We start from the raw sequence: 22,876 nt of genomic DNA on the forward strand, positions 1-22,876 counted from the left end.
CTGCGGGAGGACCGATGCGGACGCCGACCGGCTCCGACCGGCTGCTGCGGCGGGTGGTCCGCGACGGTGGCGGGTGGACGGTCCTGCTCGGCGCGGTGGCGCTCACCGGCGCCGCCGCCGAACTCGCCCTGCCCGCCGCCCTCGGGCTCGCGGTCGACGCCGCCGTCGGCGGCGACGGGGGCGTCCGGTGGCCGGCCGTCGCCTGCGGCCTGATCGCCGTCCTCATGGCCACCGACATCCTCGCCGACGTGGCCAGCGGGTACGGCGCGGCCCGGGCCACCGCGCGGCTGCGCCTACGCCTGCTGCGCCACCTGTTCGCCTGCGACGTACGCACCGTCCGCCGCTATCCGGTGGGCGACCTGGTCAGCCGCCTCGCCGCGCAGGCCGCCGACGCCGGGCAGGCCGGCAACGCCGTGGTCCTGGGCGTCGTCGCGGTGCTCCCCCCGGTCGGCAGCGTCGTCGCGCTCACCCTGCTCGAACCGCTGCTCGGCGTCACCCTCCTCGCCGGGCTGGCCCTGCTCGCGCTGCTCATGCGCGCCTTCGTCACCGACGCCTCCGCCGCCGTGGCCGGCTACCAGCGGGTGCTGGGCGTGATCGCCGGCCGGCTGCTGGAGGCGCTCGGCGGCGCCCGCACCATCGCCGCCGCCGCGACCGTCGACCGGGAACGCGACCGGGTGTTGGCGGCCCTGCCGGAACTGCGCGGGTACGGACTGCTCAGCTGGCGGCTGCTGGCCCGGGCGAGCGCCCGCACCGCCGCCGTCGGGCCGCTGCTCCAGGTGACCGTCGTGGCCGTCGGCGGGTACGCGCTGACCGTCGGCTGGCTCACCCCCGGCCAACTCGTCGCCGCCGTGCAGTACGCGGCCCTCGGCGCCGGGCTGGGCGCGGTGCTGGCCACCCTGAACCGGCTGGTCCGCAGCCGCGCGGCGGCCGGCCGGATCGCCGAGCCGCTGGCCCACCCGGTACGCCCCGACGGCACCGAGGCGCTGCCGCCCGGCCGGGGTGAACTGCGGCTGCGCGGGGTCGGCGTACGCGCCGAGGACGGGCGGCCGGTCCTCGACGGGATCGACCTGACCGTCCCGGCGGGCGCCACGGTGGCCGTCGTCGGCCGCTCCGGCGCCGGCAAGTCGACCCTCGCCGCGGTGGCCGGCCGGCTGCACGACCCGGACGCCGGCGAGGTGCTGCTGGACGGGGTGCCGCTGCGCCGGCTCGACCCGCCCGCGCTGCGCCGGGCCGTCGGCCACGCCTTCGACCGGCCCGTGCTGGTCGGCGAGACGGTGCACGACGCGATCGGGCTCGGGCTGCCCGCCGACTCGGCGCGACCGCCCGCCGGTGCCGCCGCGGCCACCCCGGCGGTGCTGGCCGCGGCACGGGCGGCGCAGGTCGCCGATGTCGTCGCCCGGCTGCCCGAGGGCTTCCGCACCCGGCTGGCCGACGCGCCGTTCTCCGGCGGCGAGACGCAGCGCCTCGGGCTGGCCCGCGCGTTCCCCGCCGAGCGGCTGCTCGTCCTCGACGACGCCACGTCCAGCCTGGACACCGCCACCGAACACCGGATCGCCCGCGCGGTGGCGACCGGCGCCGGCGGGCGTACCCGACTCGTGGTGACCCACCGCGCGACGACGGCGGCGGCGGCCGACCTGGTGGCGTGGCTCGACGGCGGGCAGCTGCGGGCCGTGGCGCCGCACCGGCAGCTCTGGTCCGACCCGGCCTACCGGGCGGTCTTCACGCCCGGTGGAGACGCCCGATGAGCGGCCCCGGCGTACGCCGGACCACCTGGGCGGCGCTGCGGGCCCGCCGCCGCGCCCTGGGCCGGCTCGCCGCCTGGTCGGCGGTGGAGGCCCTGCCGGCGTTGCTCGGCGGGGTGCTCGTGGCCCGGGCCGTCGACCGGGGTTTCCTGGCCGGCCAGTTCGGCACCGGCCTGGCCTGGCTGGCCGGGCTCGCCGCGGCGGTGCTGGTGGGCGCGGCGGCCAGCGGCCAGGTGTACCGCAGCCTCGGGGCCGTGGTGGAACCGTTCCGCGACGAGTTGGCCGCCCGGGTGGTGCAGGGGGCGCTGCGCGACGCCACCCGGGCCGGCGGCCGGGCGGACAGCGCCACCGTGGCCCGGCTGACCCACCAGGTCGAGGTGGTCCGGGACACCTTCGGCGGGCTGCTGCTGGTGGTCCGCGGGTTCCTGTTCACCGCCGGCGCGGCGCTGCTCGGCCTGCTCGCCCTGGCCCCGCCGCTGGCGGGTGCGGTGGCCGCCCCGCTGGTGGCGGGGCTGGCCGTGTTCGGGGCGTCGCTGCCGGCCATGGTGGCGCACCAGCGGGCGCAGGTGACCGCCGGCGAGCGGCTGGGTCGCTCGGCGGCGTCGGCGCTGGCCGGGCACCGCGACGTCGTCGCCTGCGGCGCGCAGGGGCGCGTGGTGTCCGACGTGGGCCGGCGGGTCGGGGCGCAGGCCGACGCGGAGCGGACCCTCGCGCGGATGGCGGCGCTGCGCAGCCTCAGCCTCGGCGTGGGCGGCTGGCTGCCCGTGGTGGTGCTGGTGCTGGCCGCGCCGTGGCTGGTCCGGCAGGGGCTGAGCGCCGGCGCCGTGCTGGGGGCGCTGGTCTACGTCACCACCGGGCTGCAACCCGCCCTGCACGCGGTCGTGCAGGGCGTCGGCGGCGGCGGCCTGCGCTACGCCGTCACCCTGGGTCGGATCCTGCGCACCAGCCTGCCCTCCGGTCTCCCGCCGCCCACCGCCCCGCCGTCGCGCCCCACCGCCGTCCCGTCGCCGCCGGTCGCCGCCCTGGCGGGTCCCTCGCCGGCCGCCGCCGGTTCGGCGGCGTCGTCCGCCGCTGTCGTCGGCGACCCGCCGGCGGTCGCGCTGCGGGGGCTGACGTTCCGGTACGGCCCGCACGCCCGCCCCGTCCTGGCGGACCTCACCCTGACGGTGGCGACCGGCGACCACCTGGCCGTGGTGGGACCGAGCGGCGCCGGCAAGTCCACCCTGGCCGCGCTGGTTGCCGGGCTGGCGGCGCCGGAGTCGGGCACGGTCCACCTGGCCGGCGTACCGGTCGACGGCACGCCGCCGGAGGCGCTGGCCCGGCTGCGGGTGCTGGTGCCGCAGGAGGCGTACGTGCGCACCGGTTCCGTCGGCGACAACCTCCGCTACCTGCACCCCGACGCGGACGACGCGACGGTCCTGGCCGCCGTGCGCGCCCTCGGCGCCGGTCCCCTGGTGGCCCGCCTCGGGGGCCTCGACGCCGAACTCGACCCCGCCGCCCTCTCCGCCGGGGAGCGTCAGCTCGTCGCCGCGGTCCGGGCCTACCTCGCCCCGGCGCCGCTGGTGATCCTCGACGAGGCGACGTGTCATCTGGACCCGACCCTGGAGGCGACCGTCGAGCACGCCTTCGCCCGCCGGGGCGGCACTCTGGTCGTGATCGCGCACCGGATCAGCTCGGCGACCCGGGCGCGCCGGGTGCTGGTGTTCGACGGCGACCGGCCGCTCGTCGGCGCCCACGACGACCTGCTGATCCGCTCGCCCACCTACCGCGAGCTGGTCGGGCACTGGGAGGACGTGGCGCCGCCGGACCGCGTGCCGCTCGGCCGGTCCTGACCATCCCGGCTGGCGCCGGGCGTCAGATCCAGCCGGCCTCGCGGGCGACCCGCACGGCCTCGATCCTCGTGCGCGCGCCCGCCTTGCGGGCGATCCGTCCGAGGTGGTTGCGCACGGTCCCCGGGGCGAGCCCGAGCGTCCGGGCGACCTCCACGACCGGCGCCCCGGCCGCGGTCAGGTCGAGGATCTCCGTCTCCCGCGAGGTGAGCGGGCTGTCCCGGTTCAGTGCCGCCATCACCAGGTCGGCGTCGACCACCGACTCGCTGCGGGCGAGGCGCCGGATGCCGTCCAGCACCCGGTGCGGTGAGACGTCGCTGCCGAGGATCCCGACGGTGCGCCCCGGCACGAAGACCCGGTACAGGCTGCGCGCGCGGCGCCGGTCGGCGAGCACCAGCAGCGGGCACTGCCCCGCCACGCCCGCCTCGCCGATGAGGTCGAGGTCCACGACCGCGACGTTGGGACGGTGCGTCCGGACCGCCGGCGGCAGGGCGTCGCCCCGGTCCAGTTCCGCCACCACGCTGATGTCCGCCTCGGCGGCGAGCACGAGCGACAGGGCGCCACGGACCAGGGCGCCGTCGAGAGCGAGCAGGATACGGATCAACGTCGACCCCTCCGGAGCGTCGTCAGACAGATCACGGAACGTCAGAATTCAAACACGCCCCGCCGGGCTCCGCTCGGCGAGCGACCCCCCGTCGTCCAGGCCGGACGGGGGGCGGCTGGCTGGGCGCGCCCCGGCCCGCTACATCCAGCCGTCGCGGCGGGCGCGCCACACCGCCTCCATCCGGTTGCGGGCGCCGGTCTTGCGCATGATCGCCGACAGGTGGTTGCGCACGGTCCCGTGCGCCAGGTAGAGCCGGCGGGCGATCTCCTTGAGCGGCAAACCCTCCGCGGCCACCCGCAGCACCTCCACCTCCCGGCGCGTCAGCGGGCTCGACGCGGGGCGCAGCGCCGTCCCGGCGGCGTCGGCGTCGATGACCTTGCCTCCGGCGGCGAGTTCCCGCACGGCACCGACCAGCGCCTCCAGGGAGGCGTCCTTGCCCACCAGGCCCCGTACGCCGGCGGCCAGCAGGTCCCCGACGATCCGCTGGCTCCACCGGCGGCCCATGGCCAGCACGGCGGTGTCGGGCATCGCCCCGGTGATCTCGGCGACGACCTCGACCGGGTCCGGGGCGTCCGGCGCCAGGTCCACCAGCACCACGTCCGGCCGGTGCCGACGCACCAGGGCGGGCAGCTCCGCCACCCCGGTCACCTCGGCGACGACCTCGATGTCCTCCTCACTCGACAGTGCCGCGCACAGCGCGGTACGCAGCAGGCCCATCTCCTCGACAACGACGACGCGGATCAACGCGTGGCTCCGATCTGGGGGTGCGGGGGCGGCGAGCGGTCCCGTTGACGGGACCGCGCGGGCAGGCCGGACGGAACGGCTGACATGAAGCGCGACAACGACGACCGACGGCGGGACATCCGTGTGGTCGGCGCGGGGTGGAGGGACCGGACGACCGTGCGGGCGGGCCCGCTCGGACTCAGCCGGGGCGGGCACTCACCCCGGGAGACCGGTCATCCCGGGCCGCCGCCGGGGCGACGGCGGCCCGGTCCACGGCCGCGGCCGGCTCGCGGGGCAGGGCGGCAGTCAGGACGCCGGTCCCGACGGCGGCTCCCCGCCGTACGAGGAACCGGGCGACAGGCACCCCGGGCCGCGGCGGCGGGGAGGTGGCCTCCGGGCCGGCGACGGGTGGACGACGCAACCTCGGGCGACGCACTGGACAGCGACCTCCCTCGTCGGACACGTCGACACATCGTAAAGATCTGCTTACCCGATTGCAGCTAGTGGATGCCACGTGACGGATTGCCGACTGGGTGCTGACGGTTGACGCGCCGTGCGTTAGGGGCCCGTTTCGCGGTGCCGTACGCACCGGGGCGGCAACGGAAAAAGCCCCCCGGCGAGGGAGGGCTTGTTCCGTTCGTCGACGGGGACGACCGGCCGGTCAGGTCATGTCGTCGTAGCGGCGCTCGATCGGCGCCGGCGCGGCGACCGGCTCCGGGGCGGCGATCGGCGCGCTGGCGTCCACCCGCTGCCCGGCCTCCACCGGGTCGGGGTCGAACTCCAGCGGCGACACCTCGTCGTCGCCGACGCCCGCGTAGACCTCCTTGCCACGTCCCCTGCGCTTGTCGTTGAGGAACGCGACACCGACCGCCGCGAAGTAGAGCGCGCAGAGACAGAGCGCCAGCGCGGTCATCCCGAACGGGTCGGGGGTCGGCGTGACCACGGCGGAGAACGCGAAGAACACGAACACCGCGATCCGCCACCAACTGAGCAGCCGCTTCGCGCTGGCAATGCCGACAAAGTTCAGCATCAACACCAGCAGCGGAAACTCGAACGCCACTCCGAACAGCAGGATCAGGTTGGTGACGAACGAGATGTAGCGGGTGACCTCGAGGTTTGTGGCGATGTCGTCGCCGGAGATGTTGAGCAGGAACTCCAGGCCCTTGGTCGTGACGAAGAACGCCAGCAGGGCACCCGCCGCGAACAGCGGCGCGGCCAGCGCGGCGAAGACGTAGGCGTAGCGCCGCTCTTTCCGGTGCAGGCCGGGCGCGATGAACGCCCAGAGCTGGTAGAGCCAGATCGGGGCCGCAATGATCAATCCCACCCAAAGCCCGATTTTCAGGTTGAGCAGGAAGACGTCCGCGACACCGAGCTGCACGAACTTGCACTTGCCGCTAGCGATATCGATCGACGCCGGCAGGTCGCAGTACGGCTTCGAGAGCAGGATCCGGACCGGCCCGGCGAGCCAGATGCCGAAGCCGAAGCCGACCAGGATCGCCAGGGACGCCTTGAACAACCGGTTGCGCAGCTCGCGGATGTGCTCGATGAGCGTCATCGAGCCGTCGGCGGCCCGTTCGAAGTTGCTCGGGCCGCGCTTCTTGAGGGCGAAGGCCACGGTCTCGGGCCCTTCGGTCAGTTGTCGCGGACGCGCTGCACCGGGTCGTTGACCGGGGGTGCGTACGGCTGCTGCTGCGGGGCGACGTGCGGCTGCTGCCCGGCGGGCGGCGGCGCGTACGGCTGGCCCTGGACGGTCTGCGGCGGGAGCGGCTGGTAGCCGGACTGCGCGTCGGCCTTCTCGGCGAGGTCGCGGTCGTCGTCGTGCAGGCTCTTGGTCTCGGCCTTGATGATCCGCAGCGAACGGCCCAGCGAACGGGCCGCGTCAGGGAGCCGCTTCGCGCCGAAGAGCAGGATCAGCACGACCACGAGTACGGCGATGTGCCACGGCTTGAGGGCACCCATGGGAAGCTCCAGTCGCTCTGTGTCGTCGTGTGGGGTGTACCGCAGCCCATCGTACGTCCGTCGACGGCCGCTGCCACCCGCCGGGTGGTGGTGGTTCGTCCCGGCCGGTGAAGTCTTGACCAACGCGGGACGTCCCGTCAACCATCTGCCGGAGGATCGTTCCTGCGCGCTACCGGACCGGATCGCGCAGGGACCGGGCACCGACCGATCAGCCGCCGCGTTTCGCCTTGATCACGGCCAGCCGCCGCTGGGTGGTGTCGAGCTGCTCCTGGAGAGCCTCCGCCCGCGCCTGGAGCGTCTCGGCGGTCTCCCGCAACGCCTCCGCCTCGGTCGCCCGGCGTTGCAGGGCCACGGCCGCGCGACGCAGCCGGGGCAGCCGCGCCAGCACCGGCCGCAGGGCCAGGGCGAACACGACGAGCGCGAACAGCACCACCGCGAGCACGATCCACTTCACCACGGCGGCCAGCCTACTGCGTGCCCGCGGTCACCGCCGGGTCGGCCGGGGACACCGCCCGCGGCGTGTCCGACCCGCCGACGGGCACGGGTGGCGGCGGTGACGCGTACGCGTCGAGGGCGGCGACCGCCGCGGCCCGGACCTGCTCGGCCAGCTCGACCGGGGCGACCACGGCCACGTCCGGGCCCAGGCCCAGCACGAACCGGCGGGCCCAGCCCAGGTCGGTGACCCGCAGCGAGACCAGCCAGTGGTCGCCGTCGCCGGCCTCGACCCGCTCACACGGGTAGTACTCGGTCAGCCACCGCTCGCCCCGACCGATCCGCAGGGTGATCAGCGGCAGGTCCGGCGAGGGGCGGAACACGCCCTCGGTGAGGTCGTGCGGGCGGGCCTGCGGTGGCACCACCGCCCGCTCGTCCAACTCGGTGACCGCGTCGATGCGGTCGGCCCGGAACAGTCGCACCGCCTCCGCCCGGCGGCACCACGCCTCCACGTACGCCCGCCCGCCGACCATCAGCATCCGCAGCGGGTCGACGACACGGTCGGTGGTCTCGTCCCGCGCGGCCGTGTAGTAGGTGATGCGCAGCGCCCGGCCGCTCTCGACGGCCGCCCGCAGCTCCGCCACCCGGCGGGTGTCGGCGGGCAGCCGGACCTCGACCGGCGCCGCGACCAGGTCACCGGCCGCGTGCTCGATCTTGGCCAGCGCCCGCTCGACGGCCTCCCGGTTGGTCACCCCGGGCGTCTCGGCGAGCATCCGCAGCGCCACCACCAACGCGAGGGCCTCGTCCGGGGTGAGCCGCAGCGGCCGGTCGATGCCGGCGTCGTAGGTGATCGTCACCCGGTCGCCGTCGAAGGCCATGTCGATCAGGTCACCGGGGCCGTAACCGGGCAGCCCGCACACCCAGAGCAGCTCCAGATCCTCGCGCAGCTGCCGCTCGGTGACGCCCAGGTCCCCGGCCGCCTCGGCGAGCTCGATGCCGGGCCGGGCCAGCAGGTAGGGCACCAGGTTCAGCAGCCGGGCCAGCCGGTCGGCGGACGCGCGGGAGCCGCCCCGGGCGGCCGGCCGGGTCACCGGACACCCCCGACGACCGCGAGGTCGTCGTGCCGGGCGGCGATCTCCTTGAGCCGCTGGATCACCGCGTCGCGCACTTCCGGCGGATCGAGCACCCGCACGTCCGGGCCGTAGCCGACGAGCTGGCCCGCGAGGACGTCCGCGTCGGCGTAGGGCAGGACGAGCCGGTCGCCGTCGGGGCAGGCGGTGACGTCGACCGCCCAGCGGCGCAGCCCGGCGGCACGCCCGGCGGCGACCAGCACGGTGGCCCGCCCGGTGCGCTCCGCCGGCCCCGACCAGCGGGCCACGTGGCTGATCAGGTCGACCCCTGCCGGCGGCTCGTAGCCCCCGGGCGCGCCGGTCGCCCGGACCGTGCCGACCACCCGGGACAGCCGGAAGCAGCGGGTCGCCTCGCGGTCGAGGTCGTGCCCGACCACGTACCAGCGGCCCCGCCAGCAGACCACGCCCCACGGCTGGAGGCGGCGGCGGGTGGAGTCGTCGCGGTCGGGCACCCGGTAGTCGAAGCTGACCTCGCGCCGGTCCCGGGCCGCGGCGGTGAGCGGCGCGAACGCCGGGTCCACCGTGACCATCGGCTCCAGGCCCAGCGTGGCCTGCGGGTCCACGTCGACGCCGGCGGCGCGCAGCTTCGCCAGCCCGGAGGAGGCGGCGGCGGCCAGGCCGGCGTGCTGCCACAGCCGGGCGGCGATGCCGACCGCGGCGGCCTCGTCCGGTTCGAGGGGGATGTCCGGCAGCGCGTACTCCCGGTGGGCGATCCGGTAGCCGGGCTCCGCGTCGAAGACGCTCGCCGTCCCGGTCTCCAGCGGCACGCCCAGCTCACGCAGCTCGGCCTTGTCCCGCTCGAACTTGCGCTGGAAGGCCTCGTGGTCGCGGGCGTCGTCCGGATCGTGCTCGTAGCCGGGCACGGTCGCGGCGATCTGCGCGGCGGTCAGGAACCGTCGTGTGGACAGTAGGCAGATAACCAGGTTGACCAGGCGTTCGGTGCGGGTCCGCGACACGCGGTAGACGCTAGCAGCCCGCGCGCCGCGTCCGTGCACCCACGCGGGCAGGACGTGTCCCGCGTCGCGACCGGCCGGTTCACCGGTCGCCGGGCGGCCCGCCGACGACGACCCTACAGTGACGTGGTGGCCCAGCCGGAGGTCAGGACCGAGAGCGTCGGCACCGTCGTGGTGGCGGGGGCCGCCAACCTCGCCATCGCGGTGGCCAAGGTCGTGGCCGGGGTGATCTCCGGGTCGGCGGCGATGCTCTCCGAGGCCGTGCACTCCGTCGCCGACACCACCACCGAGGTGCTGCTGTACCTCGCGCTGCGCCGCGGGGCGCGGCCCGCCGACGCCCGGCACCCGTTCGGGTACGGCAAGGAGAGCTACGTCTGGGCGTTCCTCGCGGCGCTGTTCACGTTCGTCGCCGGCGCCGGCTTCGCCATCACCCACGGCGTCACCACCATCCTGGTGCACGAGCACAGCGGCGACTACCTGGTCACCTACGTCGTGCTGGCGGTGTCGTTCGCCATCGAGTCGGTCTCGCTGGCCCGCGCCGTGCGCCAGGTCCGCAGCGAGTCCCGGCGCTGGCGCACCACGCCGCGCCGGTTCCTGCGGCAGACCGCCGACACCCCCCTGAAGGCGGTGTTCCTGGAGGACAGCGCGGCCCTGATCGGGCTGGTGCTGGCCGCCGCCGGGGTCGCCCTGTCCCAGCTCACCGGGGACGAGCTGTGGGACGGCGTCGCCTCCGTGCTGATCGGCGTGCTGCTGCTCGTGGTGGCCGCCGTCCTGGCCCGCAGCAACATCTCGCTGCTGGTCGGCCGGTCCGTGCCGGAACGGCTGCGCGGCGAGATCGCCGAAGAGCTCGCCGGCCTGCCCGCCGTACGGCGGATCGACACGCTGCTGACCATGCAGCTCGGCCCGAGCGACGTCCTGGTCGCCGCAAAGGTGGACTTCGACGACGAGGCGAGCGGCGCGACCATCGAGGCCGCCGCCGACCAGGCCGAGCGGCGGCTCACCGCCCGCCACCCACATATCCGGTACGTCTTCCTCGACCCCACCCGCAGCGGCGACGCCCCGGAACCCGGCGGCCCCGGCGGCTGACCGCCGACCCGCCGCACCGCCCCGGGCGCGCCCGCTGCGGGCGGCGACGCTAGCGTGCCGGGCATGGTGCGATGGCGGTCGGGAACGGTGACGGCGCTGCGGCGGCAGTGGACCGGGGCGGTGGAACTGGACGTCGACCTGCCCGACGGCGGCACCGTACGCGCCCTCGCCTACCCCGCGCTCGTCGGCCGGCCCGAGCCCGGCGACCGGGTGCTGCTCAACGCCGGCGCGCTGCTGATGGGCCTCGGCACCGGCGGATACGCCCTGGTCGTGGCGTTGCCCGACCGGCTGCCCCCGGACCCGCCGCAGGCCCTCGACAGCCGCGACGCCGGCCACCTCGTCAAGGCCCGCTACACCCCGCTGCAGCCGATCCTGCTCGGCGTCGACGAGGAGGCCTCCCCGCACCGGGAGGTCATGGCAGCCGCCGACGACCTGGCCGGCCTGCCCGTCGTCACCGCCGACCTGCACTCCGCGCTGCCGGCCGTCCTGGCCGGCATCCACGCCGACGCCCCCGCCGCCCGGGTGGCGTACCTGCTGACCGACGGCGGGGCACTGCCGGCCTGGTTCTCCCGCACCCTCGCCGCCCTGCGCGACCACCTCGTCGGCACGGTCACCGTCGGCCAGGCGTTCGGCGGTGACCTGGAGGCGAGCACCGTGCACAGCGGGCTGCTGGCCGCCCGGCACGTGCTGCGCGCCGACGTGGCGATCGTCGCCCAGGGGCCGGGCAACCTGGGCACCGGCACCCGGTGGGGCTTCTCCGGGGTGGCCGTCGGCGAGGCCGTCAACGCCGTCGCCACGCTGGGCGGGCGCCCGATCGGTTCGCTGCGGATCTCCGACGCGGACCCCCGCCCCCGCCACCGCGGCGTGTCACACCACAGCCTCACCGCGTACGGCCGGGTGGCCCTCGCCCCCGCCGAGCTGGTCGTGCCCGACGGCCTGGCCCCGGCGCTGGCCGGCGAGGTGGACGCGGCACTGGCGCCCCTCACGGCGCGGCACACCGTCGTCCGGGTGCCGACCGACGGGCTCGACGCCGCGCTGCGGGCCGCGCCGGTGCCGCTGTCCACCATGGGCCGGGGCCTCGACGCCGACCACGCCTACTTCCTGGCCGCCGCCGCGGCCGGCCGGCACGCCGCGCGCCTGCTGTCCTGAGCCGCCCGTCCCCCGGGTGCCCCCGCGACGCTCCTCGGCGGCGGGGCGGGGCCGACGCTTCGGCGGACGGGGCGGGGTCCGCTTCGAGGCGGGCGGAGCGCAGGCCGGCCCGGCGGCGGTCCGGTCAGCCCGCGCCGTAGCCGTAGCGCACGATGTGCTCGGCGGTCCGCTCGTACACCGCCGGGTCCTCCGGGGCCAGCGTGCCCAGCCCGTCGACGTACCGGTTGAACATGCAGAACGCGGCCGCGATCAGGACCGTGTCGTGGATCTCCAGATCCGTCGCGCCGGCGACCCGGGCGGCCTTGACCAGCTCCGCCGTCACGTCCCGGCCGCTGCGCTGCACGGCACCGGCGATCTCCAGCAGCGCCCGCAACTTGTCGTTGACCTCGGCGGTCGCCGGATCGGCCCGGACCTGGTCGACGAGCCGCATGCCCGAGGGCAGCTGCGCCGCCGCGAACGCCGAGTGCGACGCGCAGCAGAACCGGCACTCGTTGAGCCCCGACACGTACGCCGCGATCAGTTCCCGCTCCCCCGGGGTCAGCGTCGGGTGCGGGGCGCGCAGCAGCGTCTCCGCCAGTTCGTTGAGCGGCTTGGCCGTCTCGGGGCGGAACCGCATCGGGCCGGTGATGCCCGGATGCGCCCGCTCGTCGAGGCCGAGGTCGATGTGTGCCATGCGGTCACCCTCCCTGCCGCGACCACGCAGCGTGCGCGGCCGGTCACCCGACAAAGTCGAACGGGCACGACGCTGCCAGTTTCGCCGCGGTCGGCACAACTTCGATGTTGCGGAGTTGCCGGGGCGGCAGGAACGGCGCCGGGGTGGCTCAGGACAGGAAGATCAGGGCCAGCCAGGCGCCCACGATCAACACCAGTGCGAGCGCCAGCACCCAGGTGGGCACCGTGTACTCGCCGCGCCGGTTGCGCTCGATCTCGGCGCGGATCTTCTCGCGGCGGCGCTCGGCCCAGTTCTGTCGCTGGCGGCCGCTCTCGGGAGGTTCGGAAGTCGTCATGGCGCGGTCAGCCTACCGGCCGGGCCGGCCCGGACGGCGGTCAGCACCGCACCGGGCCGGCGGCACCGTCACATGCTGGCGATCAGCCGCTCCACCCGCTCGTCGTACGCCCGGAACGGGTCCTTGCAGAGCACGGTGCGCTGCGCCTGGTCGTTGAGCTTCAGGTGCACCCAGTCGACGGTGAAGTCGCGCCGCTTCTCCTGGGCGTGCCGGATGAACTCCCCGCGCAACCGGGCCCGGGTCGTCTGCGGCGGGGTCTCCTTGGCCTCGAAGATCTCCGGGTCGGTTGCCACCCGGTCCACCTCGCCGCGCCGCTCCAGCAGCCCGTAGAGGCCCCGGCCCCGGCGCAGGTCGTGGTAGGCCAGATCCATCTGGGCCACCCGTGGGTGCGACAGCGGCAGGTCGTGCTTGCGCTGGTAGCGCTCGATGAGCCGCAGCTTGGTCACCCAGTCGATCTCCCGCGACACCGGTTCCAGGTCGCCGGTCTCCACCGCGCGCAGCACCCGGCCCCACAGCTCCACCACCCGCTTGGCGGTCTGGTCGCCGCCGCGCCGCTCCACGAACTCGGTCGCCTTGGCCAGGTATTCCTGCTGGATCTCCAGCGCGCTGACCTCCTTGCCCGAGGAGAGCCGCACCTTGCGCCGGCCGGTGATGTCGTGCGACACCTCGCGGATCGCCCGGATCGGGTTCTCCAGCGTCAGGTCACGCATCACCACCCCGGCCTCGATCATCCGCAGCACGATGTCGGCGGTGCCGACCTTGAGCAGCGTGGTGACCTCGTTCATGTTGGAGTCGCCGACGATGACGTGCAGCCGGCGGTAGCGCTCCGCGTCCGCGTGCGGCTCGTCGCGGGTGTTGATGATCGGCCGGCTCCGGGTCGTCGCCGACGAGACGCCCTCCCAGATGTGCTCGGCCCGCTGCGAGAGGCAGTAGACCGCCCCGCGCGGCGTCTGCAGGACCTTGCCCGCGCCGCAGATCAACTGCCGGGTGACCAGGAACGGGATCAGCACGTCGGCCAGCCGGCCGAACTCCCCGTGTCGCGACACCAGGTAGTTCTCGTGGCAGCCGTACGAGTTGCCGGCCGAGTCGGTGTTGTTCTTGAAAAGGTAGATCTCGCCCGCGATGCCCTCGTCGTGCAGCCGCTTCTCCGCGTCGATGAGCAGACCCTCCAGGATCCGCTCGCCGGCCCGGTCGTGCGCGACCAGGTCCACCACGGAGTCGCACTCCGGGGTGGCGTACTCCGGGTGCGAGCCGACGTCCAGATAGAGCCGGGCGCCGTTGCGCAGGAAAACGTTGCTCGACCGGCCCCACGACACCACACGGCGGAAGAGGTACCGGGCGACCTCGTCAGGGGACAGCCGCCGCTGCCCACGGTAGGTGCAGGTGACGCCGTACTCGGTCTCGAGGCCGAAGATTCGCCGCTCCATGATGAGACATTAGCCGCCCGAGGCCCCAGATGGGCAGCGCACACCGTGCCCGTCTCACACGGGATCGACGACGGTCTGCCCCGGGGCACCGCAGCGACAGGCCCGGCGAGCGCGCGACGGCCACGAGGCGCGGGATGGCCGGTCGCTCACGTACGCCCGCCGGGTGGGGGCGCCGCCACGCCGAGCGTCCCCGGTGGACCCTCGGCGCTGCGGACCCGCTCACGGGCGGCCGGGTTCGCACGTCGACGTCGGAGGCCCTGCGACGCCCCGGGTGAGGTCGGTGACCAGCTCGACGATCGCCGCACCGCGCCCGTGGTCCAGCGCGCTTCCGGGACGTAGGCGCCGGCCGGTGGTTGCGCGACGCGCGGGCCGGAGCCGACCGCTGGCAGGCCGGGCCCGGGAGGACGGTCCGGACGTGTCCACGCCCGGACCGTCCTCCCGGCACGTGCCCCGCTACGCCTCGGTGGTGTCCCGGCCCTCCAGGTCCGCCGAGCCGGCCGACGTGGTGGGCTTCTTCGCCTCCTCGGTCGGCGAGGTCGGCGTCTCCGGGCGGGCCGACACCGGGTCCTCGGCCTTGTCGCCGTCGAGCAGCGCGGTCAACGCGGCCCCGGTGATACGGCGGAACGTCCGCCCCACCCGGCGACGGTCCAGGACCGCCACCTCCAACTGGTTGGCGGCGATGGTCCGGGCGGCGCCGCCCTCTCCCCCGACGCTGCTCAGCGCCTGCATCGCGACCTTCACCGCCTCGCCCAGCGACATGTCCGGACGGTGGTGTGACTTCAGCACGCCGGTGATCGCCTCGGCCTGCCCGCCCATCGCCATCCGGCCCGGCTCGTCGTTGACGGATCCGTCGTAGGTGAGCCGGTAGAGCTCGTCGTCCTCGGCGGTGGTGCCGACCTCGGCCACGCAGATCTCCACCTCGAAGGGCTTCGACTGCTCGGTGAAGATGGCACCCAGGGTCTGCGCGAAGGCGTTCGCCAGGGCCCGGCCGGTGACGTCACGCCGGTCGTAGCTGAGGCCGTTCAGGTCGGCCATCCGCACGCCGGCGCGGCGCAGGTTCTCGAACTCGTTGTAACGGCCGACGGCGGCGAAGCCGATCCGGTCGTAGATCTCACTGACCTTGTGCAGGGCGCTGGAGAGGTTCTCGGCGACGAAGAGCACCCCGCCTTCGTAGCTCAGGACCACCGCGCTGCGGCCCCGGGCGATGCCCTTGCGGGCCAGCTCGGAGCGGTCGCGCATGATCTGCTCGGGCGAGGCGTAGAACTGCATGGCCACGGCGGCGGTTCTCCTTAGGGCGCTGTGCTGACGGCTGCTGACTGGTGCGGACGGGAACGGCTCAACCGCCCGGGTTCTCCATCCGGCCGGAGACCACGCTCTCGGCGATGGCCGACATCTCCTCGTCGTCGAGCCGGTGGGTGCCCTCCGCCGTCGCCGTCATCACCACCGGGTAGATCCGCCGGATCAGGTCCGGGCCGCCGGTCGCGGTGTCGTCGTCGGCCGCGTCGTAGAGCGCCTCGACCGCTAGCCGGACCGCCTCGTCGATGGAGAGCCCCGGCTGGAAGCGCTTCTTCAGCGCCGACCGGGCGAAGAGCGATCCGGAGCCGATCGCGTCGTAGCCGGTCTCCTCGTAGGGGCCACCGGTGACGTCGAAGCTGAAGATGCGGCCTGCCCGCGCCGGGTCCTTCGCGGCCAGGTCGTAGCCGGCGAAGAGCGGAATCACCGCGAGACCCTGCATCGCGGCGCCCAGGTTGCCACGGATCATGGAGGCGAGCCGGTTGGCCTTGCCGTCGAGCGAGAGCATCGCGCCCTCGATCTTCTCGTAGTGCTCCAGCTCCACCTGGAACAGTCGCATCAGCTCGATGCCGATCCCCGCCGTGCCGGCGATGCCGACCAGGGAGTACGCGTCGGCCGGGTGCACCTTCTCGATGTCGCGCTGGGCGATCAGGTTGCCCATGGTCGCCCGCCGGTCGCCGGCCATCACGACACCGCCGGCGGCCGAGATGGCCACGATGGTCGTCGCGTGCGGCGCCATGTCAGCGGCCATGCCCGGCGGCAGCGGCCGGCGGCCGGGCAGCATCTCGGGGGCCACCTTGCTCAGGAACGAGGTGAAGGAGGACGTCCCCGCGTTGGTGAACACATCTGGTAGACGCCCGGATGGATCAAAACCCGCTGCCACGTGGTTCCTCTCAGATATGTGATCGCCCCGGCCGGCCGCGACTGATCGTCACGGAACTGGCCGAGACCACCGTTGCAGTTGAAGCACAATATCCCGCGCACCCACCCGGTGCGATGATCGTGGTCGAGATGTTGGGGATCCGGCGTGCCGCAGACCGCGCAGACCCCGCCCTGCTCGGCCGGGAGCTCCTGGAACTCCTTCTCCCCGATGCCGTAGCGCCGCCGCAGGTGGTACTCGCGCGTGCCGCCGTACAGGCGCTGAGCGGTCTCCTGGCCACGCGCGTCGTGGCAGGGAGTGCAGTAGCCGTGCCGGCCGCTGCTCGTGGTGGCGCGCGGAAACTCGTCGACCGGCTTGACCTGGTCGCAGCCCGGGCACCGCCTGAACCCTTCGCCGACCGGGGCGGCCGACCGCTTCCGCGGCACGATGCCACGCCTGCGGCGGCCCGCCGTCGAGCGAGCCGCCGCACACGACTTGCCGTAGTGGGCGAGCCCGTCCGCCCGTCGCCGGTTGCGGTGGAACCCGGCGGCGGGCAGCAATCGGTCACACTGGGGGCATACCTTGCCCGACGCTTGGAGCGAATCGGGCATAAAGTATCACTCCCCCCCTTTCTGGACGTAGCCGCGCACGAACTCCTCGGCGTTCTCCTCGAGGACGGAGTCGATCTCGTCGAGCAGGTCGTCGACGTCCTCGGTGATCTCGGCGTGCCGCTCGGCGACCTCCGGGTTCGCCTCCGTGGTGACGTCCTCGATCTCCTCGCCCTGACGCGACTTGCCCGACTGCGACTGCCCGCCGCTGTCACGAGTGGCCATTGCTGCCTCCTCCACGATCGCCCTGCGATCAACTTACCTCGCGGAGGCGACGAAAAGCCCGCCGCGCGCCGGCTTCGGCACGCGACGGGCGTCCTGCGACGACGCCTCAGCCGCCGGTGAGGGTCTCCAACAGGTCCTTCGCGCTGGGGCAGCGGTCGAAGAGCGCGCCCACGTGCTTGCGGGTGCCGCGCTCCGGCTCCATCATCGGCACCCGCACCAGCGACTCCCGGCCGACGTCGAAGATGACCGAGTCCCAGCTGGCCGCGACGACCTCGGAGGCGTACTGGGCCAGGCAGCGGCCGCGGAAGTAGGCCCGGGTGTCCTCCGGCGGTTCGGTCATCGCGGTACGGGTCTGCTCGTCGTCGAGCAGCGTCTTCATCGCGCCCCGGGAGACCAGCCGGTGGTAGAGGCCCTTCTCCGGGCGGACGTCGGAGTACTGGAGGTCGACCAGTTGCAGCTTGTGCGAGCCCCAGCCGAGCTGCTCCCGCTCCCGGTAGCCCTCCAGCAGCCGCAGCTTGGCCACCCAGTCCAGCTCGTCGGCGCAGAGCATGACGTCGCGGCCCAGCCTGTCCAGCACGCGCTCCCAGCGGGCGAGCACGTCGAGGGTCTGCTCGTCGGCGTCGGTGCCGTAGCGGTCGTCCACGAAGGACCGGACCCGCTCGTAGTAGGCCCACTGCACGTCCAGGGCGGTCAGCCGCCGCCCGTCACGCAGCCGCATCCGGTGCGTCAGGCTCGGGTCGTGGCTGACGGCACGCAGCTCGCTGACCGGGTCGGCGATGCCCAGGTCGGGGCCGAGCGCCTTCTCCTCGATCATCGTGAGGATCAGCGCCGTGGTGCCGACCTTGAGGTAGGTGGAGATCTCCGACAGGTTGGCGTCGCCGATGATGACGTGCAGCCGGCGGTACTTGTCGGCGTCGGCGTGCGGCTCGTCGCGGGTGTTGATGATCGGCCGCTTGAGGGTGGTCTCCAGGCCGACCTCGACCTCGAAGAAGTCCGCACGCTGGGAGATCTGGAAGCCGCTCTGCCCGCCGTCCTGGCCGATGCCGACCCGGCCGGCGCCGCAGACGATCTGCCGGGTCACGAAGAACGGCGTCAGGTACGCGACGATGTCGGCGAACGGCGTCTGCCGGCGCATCAGGTAGTTCTCGTGCGAGCCGTAGCTGGCGCCCTTGTTGTCGGTGTTGTTCTTGTAGAGGTGGATCGGCTGGGTGCCGGGGATGGTGGCGGCGCGGCGGGCCGCCTCGGCCATCACCCGCTCCCCCGCCTTGTCCCAGCGCACCACGTCCAGCGGGTTGGTCACCTCCGGTGTGGAGTATTCCGGGTGGGCGTGGTCGACGTAGAGGCGTGCGCCGTTGGTGAGTATCACGTTGGCCAGCCCGAGGTCCTCGTCGGCGAGCGCCTCGGCCGGGTCGTACGCGGCGCCGGAGTAGGTGAAACCGCGCGCGTCCCGCAGCGGCGACTCCTCCTCGTAGTCCCAGCGGGCACGGCCGCCCCGGTTGAGTTCCGGGCGCGCCCCGTAGGCGTTGACCACCTGGGAGGAGGTGACCATGGGGTTAGCCCCGGCCTGGCCGGGAACGGAGATGCCGTACTCGACCTCGGTGCCCATGATCCGTCTTACGCTCATCGACCTACCTGCTTCGCTCGCCCGACCCGGTCCCCCGTCACGTCGAGCGTAGTCGGCCGCGCGGCGGAAGGGGGCGCGGCGGACCGGGGCGACGGGGCGGGGAGGCGGGCGCGCACGGGACGGGGCCCGTGACGCGTCGCGTCACGGGCCCCGTGCGGGTGTCCGTCAGAGGTACTGGCCGGTGTTGCTGGCGGTCTCGATGGACCGGCCGGCCTCCGCGCCCTTGCCGCCGGAGACGAGCGTGCGGATGTAGACGATCCGCTCGCCCTTCTTGCCGGAGATCCGGGCCCAGTCGTCGGGGTTGGTGGTGTTGGGCAGGTCCTCGTTCTCCCGGAACTCGTCGACGCAGGCGTCGAGGAGGTGCTGCAGGCGCAGGCCCTTGCGTCCGGAGGTGAGGAACTCCTTGATGGCCATCTTCTTGCCCCGGTCGACGATGTTCTGGATCATCGCGCCGGAGTTGAAGTCCTTGAAGTAGAGGACTTCCTTGTCGCCGTTGGCATAGGTGACCTCGAGGAAGCGGTTCTCCTCGGTCTCCGAGTACATCCGCAGCACGACCGCGTCGATCATCGCCGCGACGGTGGCCTGGGGGTCGCCGCCGTGCTCGGCCAGGTCGTCCGGGTGCAGCGGCAGCCCGGAGAGGATGTACTTGCTGAAGATGTCCTTGGCCGCCTCGGCGTCCGGCCGCTCGATCTTGATCTTGACGTCGAGTCGGCCGGGGCGCAGGATCGCCGGGTCGATCATGTCTTCCCGGTTGGAGGCGCCGATGACGATGACGTTCTCCAGCCCCTCGACGCCGTCGATCTCGCTGAGCAGCTGCGGGACGATGGTGTTCTCCACGTCGGAGGAGACGCCGGAGCCGCGGGTCCGGAAGATCGAGTCCATCTCGTCGAAGAACACGATCACCGGGGTGCCCTCGCCGGCTTTCTCGCGGGCCCGCTGGAAGATCAGCCGGATGTGCCGCTCGGTCTCGCCGACGTACTTGTTGAGCAGCTCCGGGCCCTTGATGTTGAGGAAGAAGCTGGTGTGCTTCTCCTTGCCCTCCCGCTCGGCGATCTTCTTCGCCAGCGAGTTGGCCACCGCCTTGGCGATCAGCGTCTTGCCGCAGCCGGGCGGACCGTAGAGCAGGATGCCCTTCGGCGGGCGGAGCTGGTGCTCGCGGAACAGGTCGGCGTGCAGGAAGGGCAGTTCCACCGCGTCGCGGATCTGCTCGATCTGCGAGTGGAGGCCACCGATGTCGGTGTAGTCGACGTCGGGCACCTCCTCCAGGACCAGTTCCTCGACCTCGCTCTTTGGGATCCGCTCGTACGCGTACGCCGAGCGGGGCTCGATCATGAGCGAGTCGCCGGCCCGGATCGGCGCACCGATCAGGGTGTCGGCGAGGTGCACGATGCGCTCCTCGTCGGAGTGCGAGACCACGAGGGCCCGGTCGCCCGGGCCGCCGTCGGGACCCGCGAGGATCTCCTTGAGCATCGCCACCTCGCCGACCCGCTCGAACCCGAACGCGTCGACGATGTTGAGCGCATCGTTGAGCAGGACCTCCTGGCCGCGCCGCAGTTCGGCGACGTCCAGCGAGGGCGAGACGGCGACACGGAGCTTGCGTCCGCCGGTGAAGACGTCCACCGTGCCGTCGTCGTGCCGCGCAAGGAAGACGCCGTAACCACTCGGCGGTTGCGCGAGGCGGTCGATCTCCTCCTTGAGCGTCACGATCTGCGCGCGAGCCTCCTTGAGGGTGCTCACGAGCCGGTCGTTGTTCTCGGTCAGCCGCGCCAACTGTGCCTGGGTGGCCGCCAGCCGCTCTTCGAGCTGCCGGACGTGTCGGGGGCTTTCGGTCAACTTGCGCCGCACCAGAGCGAGTTCCTCTTGAAGGAACGCGACCTGCGTGGAGAGATCGTGGGCCTCCTTCTCCCACCGTGCGGCGCGCGAGTCCGCGTCGTCGCTGCGTGCCACGTCCCACCTCCCCGGGGGGCTTGAACGTTCTGCCCTAACACTAGCCGCTATGAGGCCGATTCGGTCCCACGCAACGCGCTCGTCACCGAACCTTGATCGCGAAGGGTGGCCCGGGGGGCCGGTACGGGCGTTCGGGTACCGTCGGGGCGTGGGACGGGAGAACATGGGGGGTGCGCCGTGGCCGAGGTCGTGACGGACGAGTTGCAGGTCTGGGTCGACCAGGATCTCTGCACGGGCGACGGGCTCTGCGTGCAGTACGCGCCCGAGGTCTTCGAGTTCGACGTCGACGGGCTGGCGTACGTCAAGGGCCCCGACGGCGAGCTGCGGATGGCGCCGGGCAGCCGGGTCGACGTGCCGGAGCACCTGCGCCTCGAGGTGATCGACTCGGCGAAGGAGTGCCCGGGCGAGTGCATCCACGTGGTGCGCGGCAGCGACGGCGTCGAGGTGGCCGGCCCGGAGGCCGAGGAGGACTGACGGCCCGGTCCTCCCGCGCCGTCGGGCGCGGGAGGACGACACGTCCGGGAACCCCGCTCGACGCGGCCCACCCGGGCGTACGGCTTTCAGAGCATCGGGCGGCCGACCACCGAGGCGACGAGGCGGGCGAACTCCTCCAGGCGGGCGATCTGTCCGGCGCCGCCGTCGTCGAGGGTCTTGCCGAAGCGCAGCGCGTCGTGGCGGGGCGCGCCCACCGCCTCGTCGCTGGGCGGCGCCTCGTCCAACGACGTGAGCAGCAGATAGACGTCGATGCTGTCGACCCTGATCCCGCCGTCGTCGGCGCGGGTCAGCCGGCGCCGGCAGCCGACCTCGGTCACCGTGGAGACCGGCACCACCCGCAGCGACGAGGTCATCGACCCCGGTGGCCCGTCCTCCGGCGGCACGTCCTCGCCGTGCCAGAGGACGAGGCGGCTGCCGTCGCAGACCACGACCTCCTGCCACACCCCGTTGACCTCGTTGACGAAGCGTTCCAGGGTGAAGCCCAGCACCGAAGCGCCGCGCAGCACCCCGCCGAGCGCCTCGAGCGCGACGTCCGGGTCGCGCAGGTACGCCCGGGCCGCCGATTCGAGGTCCTGGTAGGGCGACCAGTCCGGGAACACCGCCGGCAGGTCACCCCCGCCGAAGCCGGGCCGGCTCATGCCACCTCCCCGTGCCCGGCCCGCCAGCACGCGCCGACGGGCGGGATCCGTCCGTTCACTCCTCGTCGCCCCGCCGCGCCGTCACGGCCGTTCCGGGTCCCCGGCGGCCGTGACCTGCCCTGTCCCGGTCGGCGCCCGCAGGGCCTCGGCCGCCGCCTGCCGTGGGGCCTCGGCGTCGGCCACCGGCGGGGCCTCGGCCGCCGCGCGCTTGGCGGCCTCGGCCTCGCGCAGCGCCTGGCGACGTTCGGCGTACGCCTCGGCGCCCTTGCTGGGCTTGCGGCGCCGCGGCGGTGCGGTGACGCCGGGGGCGAGCTTACGCGCGGAGACGAGGAACGCGGTGTGCGCGATCATGCGGTGGTCCGGTCGCACGGCCAGGCCCTCGGCGTGCCAGTCGCGCACCAGCGACTCCCAGGCCCGCGGCTCGGTCCAGCCGCCGCGCTCGCGCAGCGCCTCGACCAGCTCGGACAGCTGAGGCGTGGTGGCGACGTAGCCGATGAACACGCCACCGGGCACCAGCGCCCGCTCGACCATGTCGAGGGTCTCCCACGGGGTGAGCATGTCGAGGATGATCCGGTCGAAGCCGGTCTCGGCGCACCCGGCGACGTCGCCGACGTGCAGGTGCCACGCCGGGTGCGGCCCGTTGAAGAACGCCTCGACGTTGCGCCGGGCGATCTGGGCGAAGTCGTCGCGCACCTCGAACGAGTGCAGCTCGCCCCCGGTGCCGACCGCGCGCAGCAGCGAGCAGGACAGCGCGCCGGAGCCGGCGCCGGCCTCCAGGACCTTGGCGCCGGGGAAGATGTCGCCCATGGCGACGATCTGGGCGGAGTCCTTCGGGTAGATCACCTGGGCGCCGCGCGGCATGGAGAGCACGTAGTCCGACAGCAGCGGCCGCAGGGCCAGGAACGCGGTCCCGCCGCCGGTGGTGGTGACCACGCTGCCGTCGGGCAGGCCGATCAGCGCGTCGTGCTCCAGGATGCCGCGGTGGGTGTGGAACGCCTTGCCCGGCTCCAGGGTGACCGTGTGCATCCGCCCCTTGGGGTCGGTCAGCTGCACCCGGTCGCCGATCCGGAACGGGCCGCGGTGCACGGGAGGCAGCGCCGGGGTGTCGGCGGGCACCGGGGTGCCCGGGTCGGCCGGGGCGGCGGG

The 22,876-nt window shown here is 73.9% G+C and carries 22 protein-coding genes and 1 pseudogene; 5 read left to right on the plus strand and 18 right to left on the minus strand.

What is annotated here, in order from left to right; genetic code table 11:
- Positions 1 to 14 precede the first annotated feature (14 nt).
- Both AB0883_RS24260 and AB0883_RS24265 read left to right on the plus strand, forming a co-directional pair.
- Complete coding sequence (locus AB0883_RS24260) at positions 15 to 1,745, plus strand: ABC transporter ATP-binding protein (protein WP_366643531.1); 1,731 nt, start codon at positions 15 to 17, stop codon at positions 1,743 to 1,745.
- A complete protein-coding gene (locus AB0883_RS24265; protein WP_366643532.1) occupies positions 1,742 to 3,574 on the plus strand; it encodes an ABC transporter ATP-binding protein in 1,833 nt (610 codons plus the stop codon). Before AB0883_RS24260 ends, AB0883_RS24265 begins: the two co-directional genes overlap by 4 nt.
- 22 nt (positions 3,575 to 3,596) lie before the next feature.
- On the opposite strand, the gene AB0883_RS24270 is transcribed toward AB0883_RS24265, so the two are convergent.
- The 7 genes from AB0883_RS24270 to AB0883_RS24300 form a co-directional block, all read right to left on the minus strand.
- Positions 3,597 to 4,175, minus strand: coding sequence for a response regulator transcription factor (locus AB0883_RS24270; RefSeq protein ID WP_366643533.1), 579 nt, complete (start codon positions 4,173 to 4,175; stop codon positions 3,597 to 3,599).
- Between the two features lie 138 nt (positions 4,176 to 4,313).
- The gene (locus AB0883_RS24275; RefSeq protein WP_366643534.1) at positions 4,314 to 4,919 is read right to left on the minus strand and encodes a response regulator transcription factor; all 606 of its coding nucleotides are present in this window, start codon (positions 4,917 to 4,919) and stop codon (positions 4,314 to 4,316) included.
- Between the two features lie 640 nt (positions 4,920 to 5,559).
- Positions 5,560 to 6,513: a twin-arginine translocase subunit TatC gene (gene tatC / locus AB0883_RS24280; RefSeq protein ID WP_366643535.1), complete on the minus strand. Its 954-nt coding sequence runs from the start codon at positions 6,511 to 6,513 to the stop codon at positions 5,560 to 5,562.
- 17 nt (positions 6,514 to 6,530) lie between these two features.
- Positions 6,531 to 6,857, minus strand: a complete 327-nt coding sequence (tatA, locus tag AB0883_RS24285) for a Sec-independent protein translocase subunit TatA (protein ID WP_121398247.1) — start codon at positions 6,855 to 6,857, stop codon at positions 6,531 to 6,533.
- A gap of 208 nt (positions 6,858 to 7,065) precedes the next feature.
- A complete protein-coding gene (locus AB0883_RS24290; protein WP_121398246.1) occupies positions 7,066 to 7,314 on the minus strand; it encodes a DUF5320 domain-containing protein in 249 nt (82 codons plus the stop codon).
- 10 nt (positions 7,315 to 7,324) lie between these two features.
- A complete protein-coding gene (locus tag AB0883_RS24295) occupies positions 7,325 to 8,380 on the minus strand; it encodes a YafY family protein (protein WP_366643536.1) in 1,056 nt (351 codons plus the stop codon).
- Complete coding sequence (locus AB0883_RS24300; protein WP_366643537.1) at positions 8,377 to 9,375, minus strand: WYL domain-containing protein; 999 nt, start codon at positions 9,373 to 9,375, stop codon at positions 8,377 to 8,379. The genes AB0883_RS24295 and AB0883_RS24300 overlap by 4 nt, the downstream gene beginning before the upstream one ends.
- 126 nt (positions 9,376 to 9,501) lie before the next feature.
- Between AB0883_RS24300 and AB0883_RS24305 the strand changes: the two genes are divergently transcribed.
- Complete coding sequence (locus tag AB0883_RS24305) at positions 9,502 to 10,458, plus strand: cation diffusion facilitator family transporter (RefSeq protein WP_366643539.1); 957 nt, start codon at positions 9,502 to 9,504, stop codon at positions 10,456 to 10,458.
- A gap of 63 nt (positions 10,459 to 10,521) precedes the next feature.
- Positions 10,522 to 11,607, plus strand: a complete 1,086-nt coding sequence (locus AB0883_RS24310) for a DUF3866 family protein (RefSeq protein WP_366643540.1) — start codon at positions 10,522 to 10,524, stop codon at positions 11,605 to 11,607.
- A gap of 124 nt (positions 11,608 to 11,731) precedes the next feature.
- Here the strand turns inward: AB0883_RS24310 and AB0883_RS24315 are convergent, their stop codons facing one another.
- The 9 genes from AB0883_RS24315 to arc form a co-directional block, all read right to left on the minus strand.
- A complete protein-coding gene (locus AB0883_RS24315; RefSeq protein ID WP_366643542.1) occupies positions 11,732 to 12,280 on the minus strand; it encodes a carboxymuconolactone decarboxylase family protein in 549 nt (182 codons plus the stop codon).
- A 148-nt stretch (positions 12,281 to 12,428) separates the two neighbouring features.
- Complete coding sequence (locus AB0883_RS24320) at positions 12,429 to 12,614, minus strand: hypothetical protein (RefSeq protein ID WP_121398242.1); 186 nt, start codon at positions 12,612 to 12,614, stop codon at positions 12,429 to 12,431.
- Between the two features lie 68 nt (positions 12,615 to 12,682).
- Positions 12,683 to 14,041 carry a Pup--protein ligase gene (pafA, locus tag AB0883_RS24325; RefSeq protein ID WP_121398241.1) on the minus strand — a complete coding sequence of 453 codons (1,359 nt, stop codon included), beginning with the start codon at positions 14,039 to 14,041 and terminating at the stop codon, positions 12,683 to 12,685.
- 453 nt (positions 14,042 to 14,494) lie between these two features.
- Positions 14,495 to 15,316 carry a proteasome subunit alpha gene (gene prcA, locus AB0883_RS24330; protein ID WP_366643543.1) on the minus strand — a complete coding sequence of 274 codons (822 nt, stop codon included), beginning with the start codon at positions 15,314 to 15,316 and terminating at the stop codon, positions 14,495 to 14,497.
- A gap of 61 nt (positions 15,317 to 15,377) precedes the next feature.
- Positions 15,378 to 16,217 carry a proteasome subunit beta gene (gene prcB / locus AB0883_RS24335; protein WP_366643544.1) on the minus strand — a complete coding sequence of 280 codons (840 nt, stop codon included), beginning with the start codon at positions 16,215 to 16,217 and terminating at the stop codon, positions 15,378 to 15,380.
- Complete coding sequence (locus AB0883_RS24340; protein WP_366643545.1) at positions 16,136 to 16,753, minus strand: endonuclease VII domain-containing protein; 618 nt, start codon at positions 16,751 to 16,753, stop codon at positions 16,136 to 16,138. Before AB0883_RS24340 ends, prcB begins: the two co-directional genes overlap by 82 nt.
- A 57-nt stretch (positions 16,754 to 16,810) precedes the next feature.
- Entirely contained in the window at positions 16,811 to 17,026 is a 216-nt protein-coding gene (locus tag AB0883_RS24345) for a ubiquitin-like protein Pup (protein WP_088993750.1), read from the minus strand.
- 106 nt (positions 17,027 to 17,132) lie between these two features.
- Positions 17,133 to 18,650, minus strand: a complete 1,518-nt coding sequence (gene dop / locus AB0883_RS24350; protein WP_121398237.1) for a depupylase/deamidase Dop — start codon at positions 18,648 to 18,650, stop codon at positions 17,133 to 17,135.
- A gap of 165 nt (positions 18,651 to 18,815) precedes the next feature.
- Complete coding sequence (arc, locus tag AB0883_RS24355) at positions 18,816 to 20,597, minus strand: proteasome ATPase (RefSeq protein ID WP_366643546.1); 1,782 nt, start codon at positions 20,595 to 20,597, stop codon at positions 18,816 to 18,818.
- Positions 20,598 to 20,774: 177 nt separating this feature from the next.
- Between arc and AB0883_RS24360 the strand changes: the two genes are divergently transcribed.
- Positions 20,775 to 21,071: a ferredoxin gene (locus AB0883_RS24360; protein WP_366643547.1), complete on the plus strand. Its 297-nt coding sequence runs from the start codon at positions 20,775 to 20,777 to the stop codon at positions 21,069 to 21,071.
- Positions 21,072 to 21,157: 86 nt separating this feature from the next.
- Here AB0883_RS24360 and AB0883_RS24365 read toward each other — a convergent pair whose 3' ends face one another.
- Both AB0883_RS24365 and AB0883_RS24370 read right to left on the minus strand, forming a co-directional pair.
- Entirely contained in the window at positions 21,158 to 21,730 is a 573-nt protein-coding gene (locus tag AB0883_RS24365) for a hypothetical protein (protein WP_121398234.1), read from the minus strand.
- 219 nt (positions 21,731 to 21,949) lie between these two features.
- Positions 21,950 to 22,846 (minus strand): annotated as a pseudogene (locus AB0883_RS24370) (tRNA (adenine-N1)-methyltransferase); the annotation flags it as partial.
- Positions 22,847 to 22,876 lie beyond the last annotated feature (30 nt).

The sequence above is a fragment of the Micromonospora sp. NPDC047812 genome (genome assembly GCF_040704175.1).
Lineage (GTDB): Bacteria > Actinomycetota > Actinomycetes > Mycobacteriales > Micromonosporaceae > Micromonospora.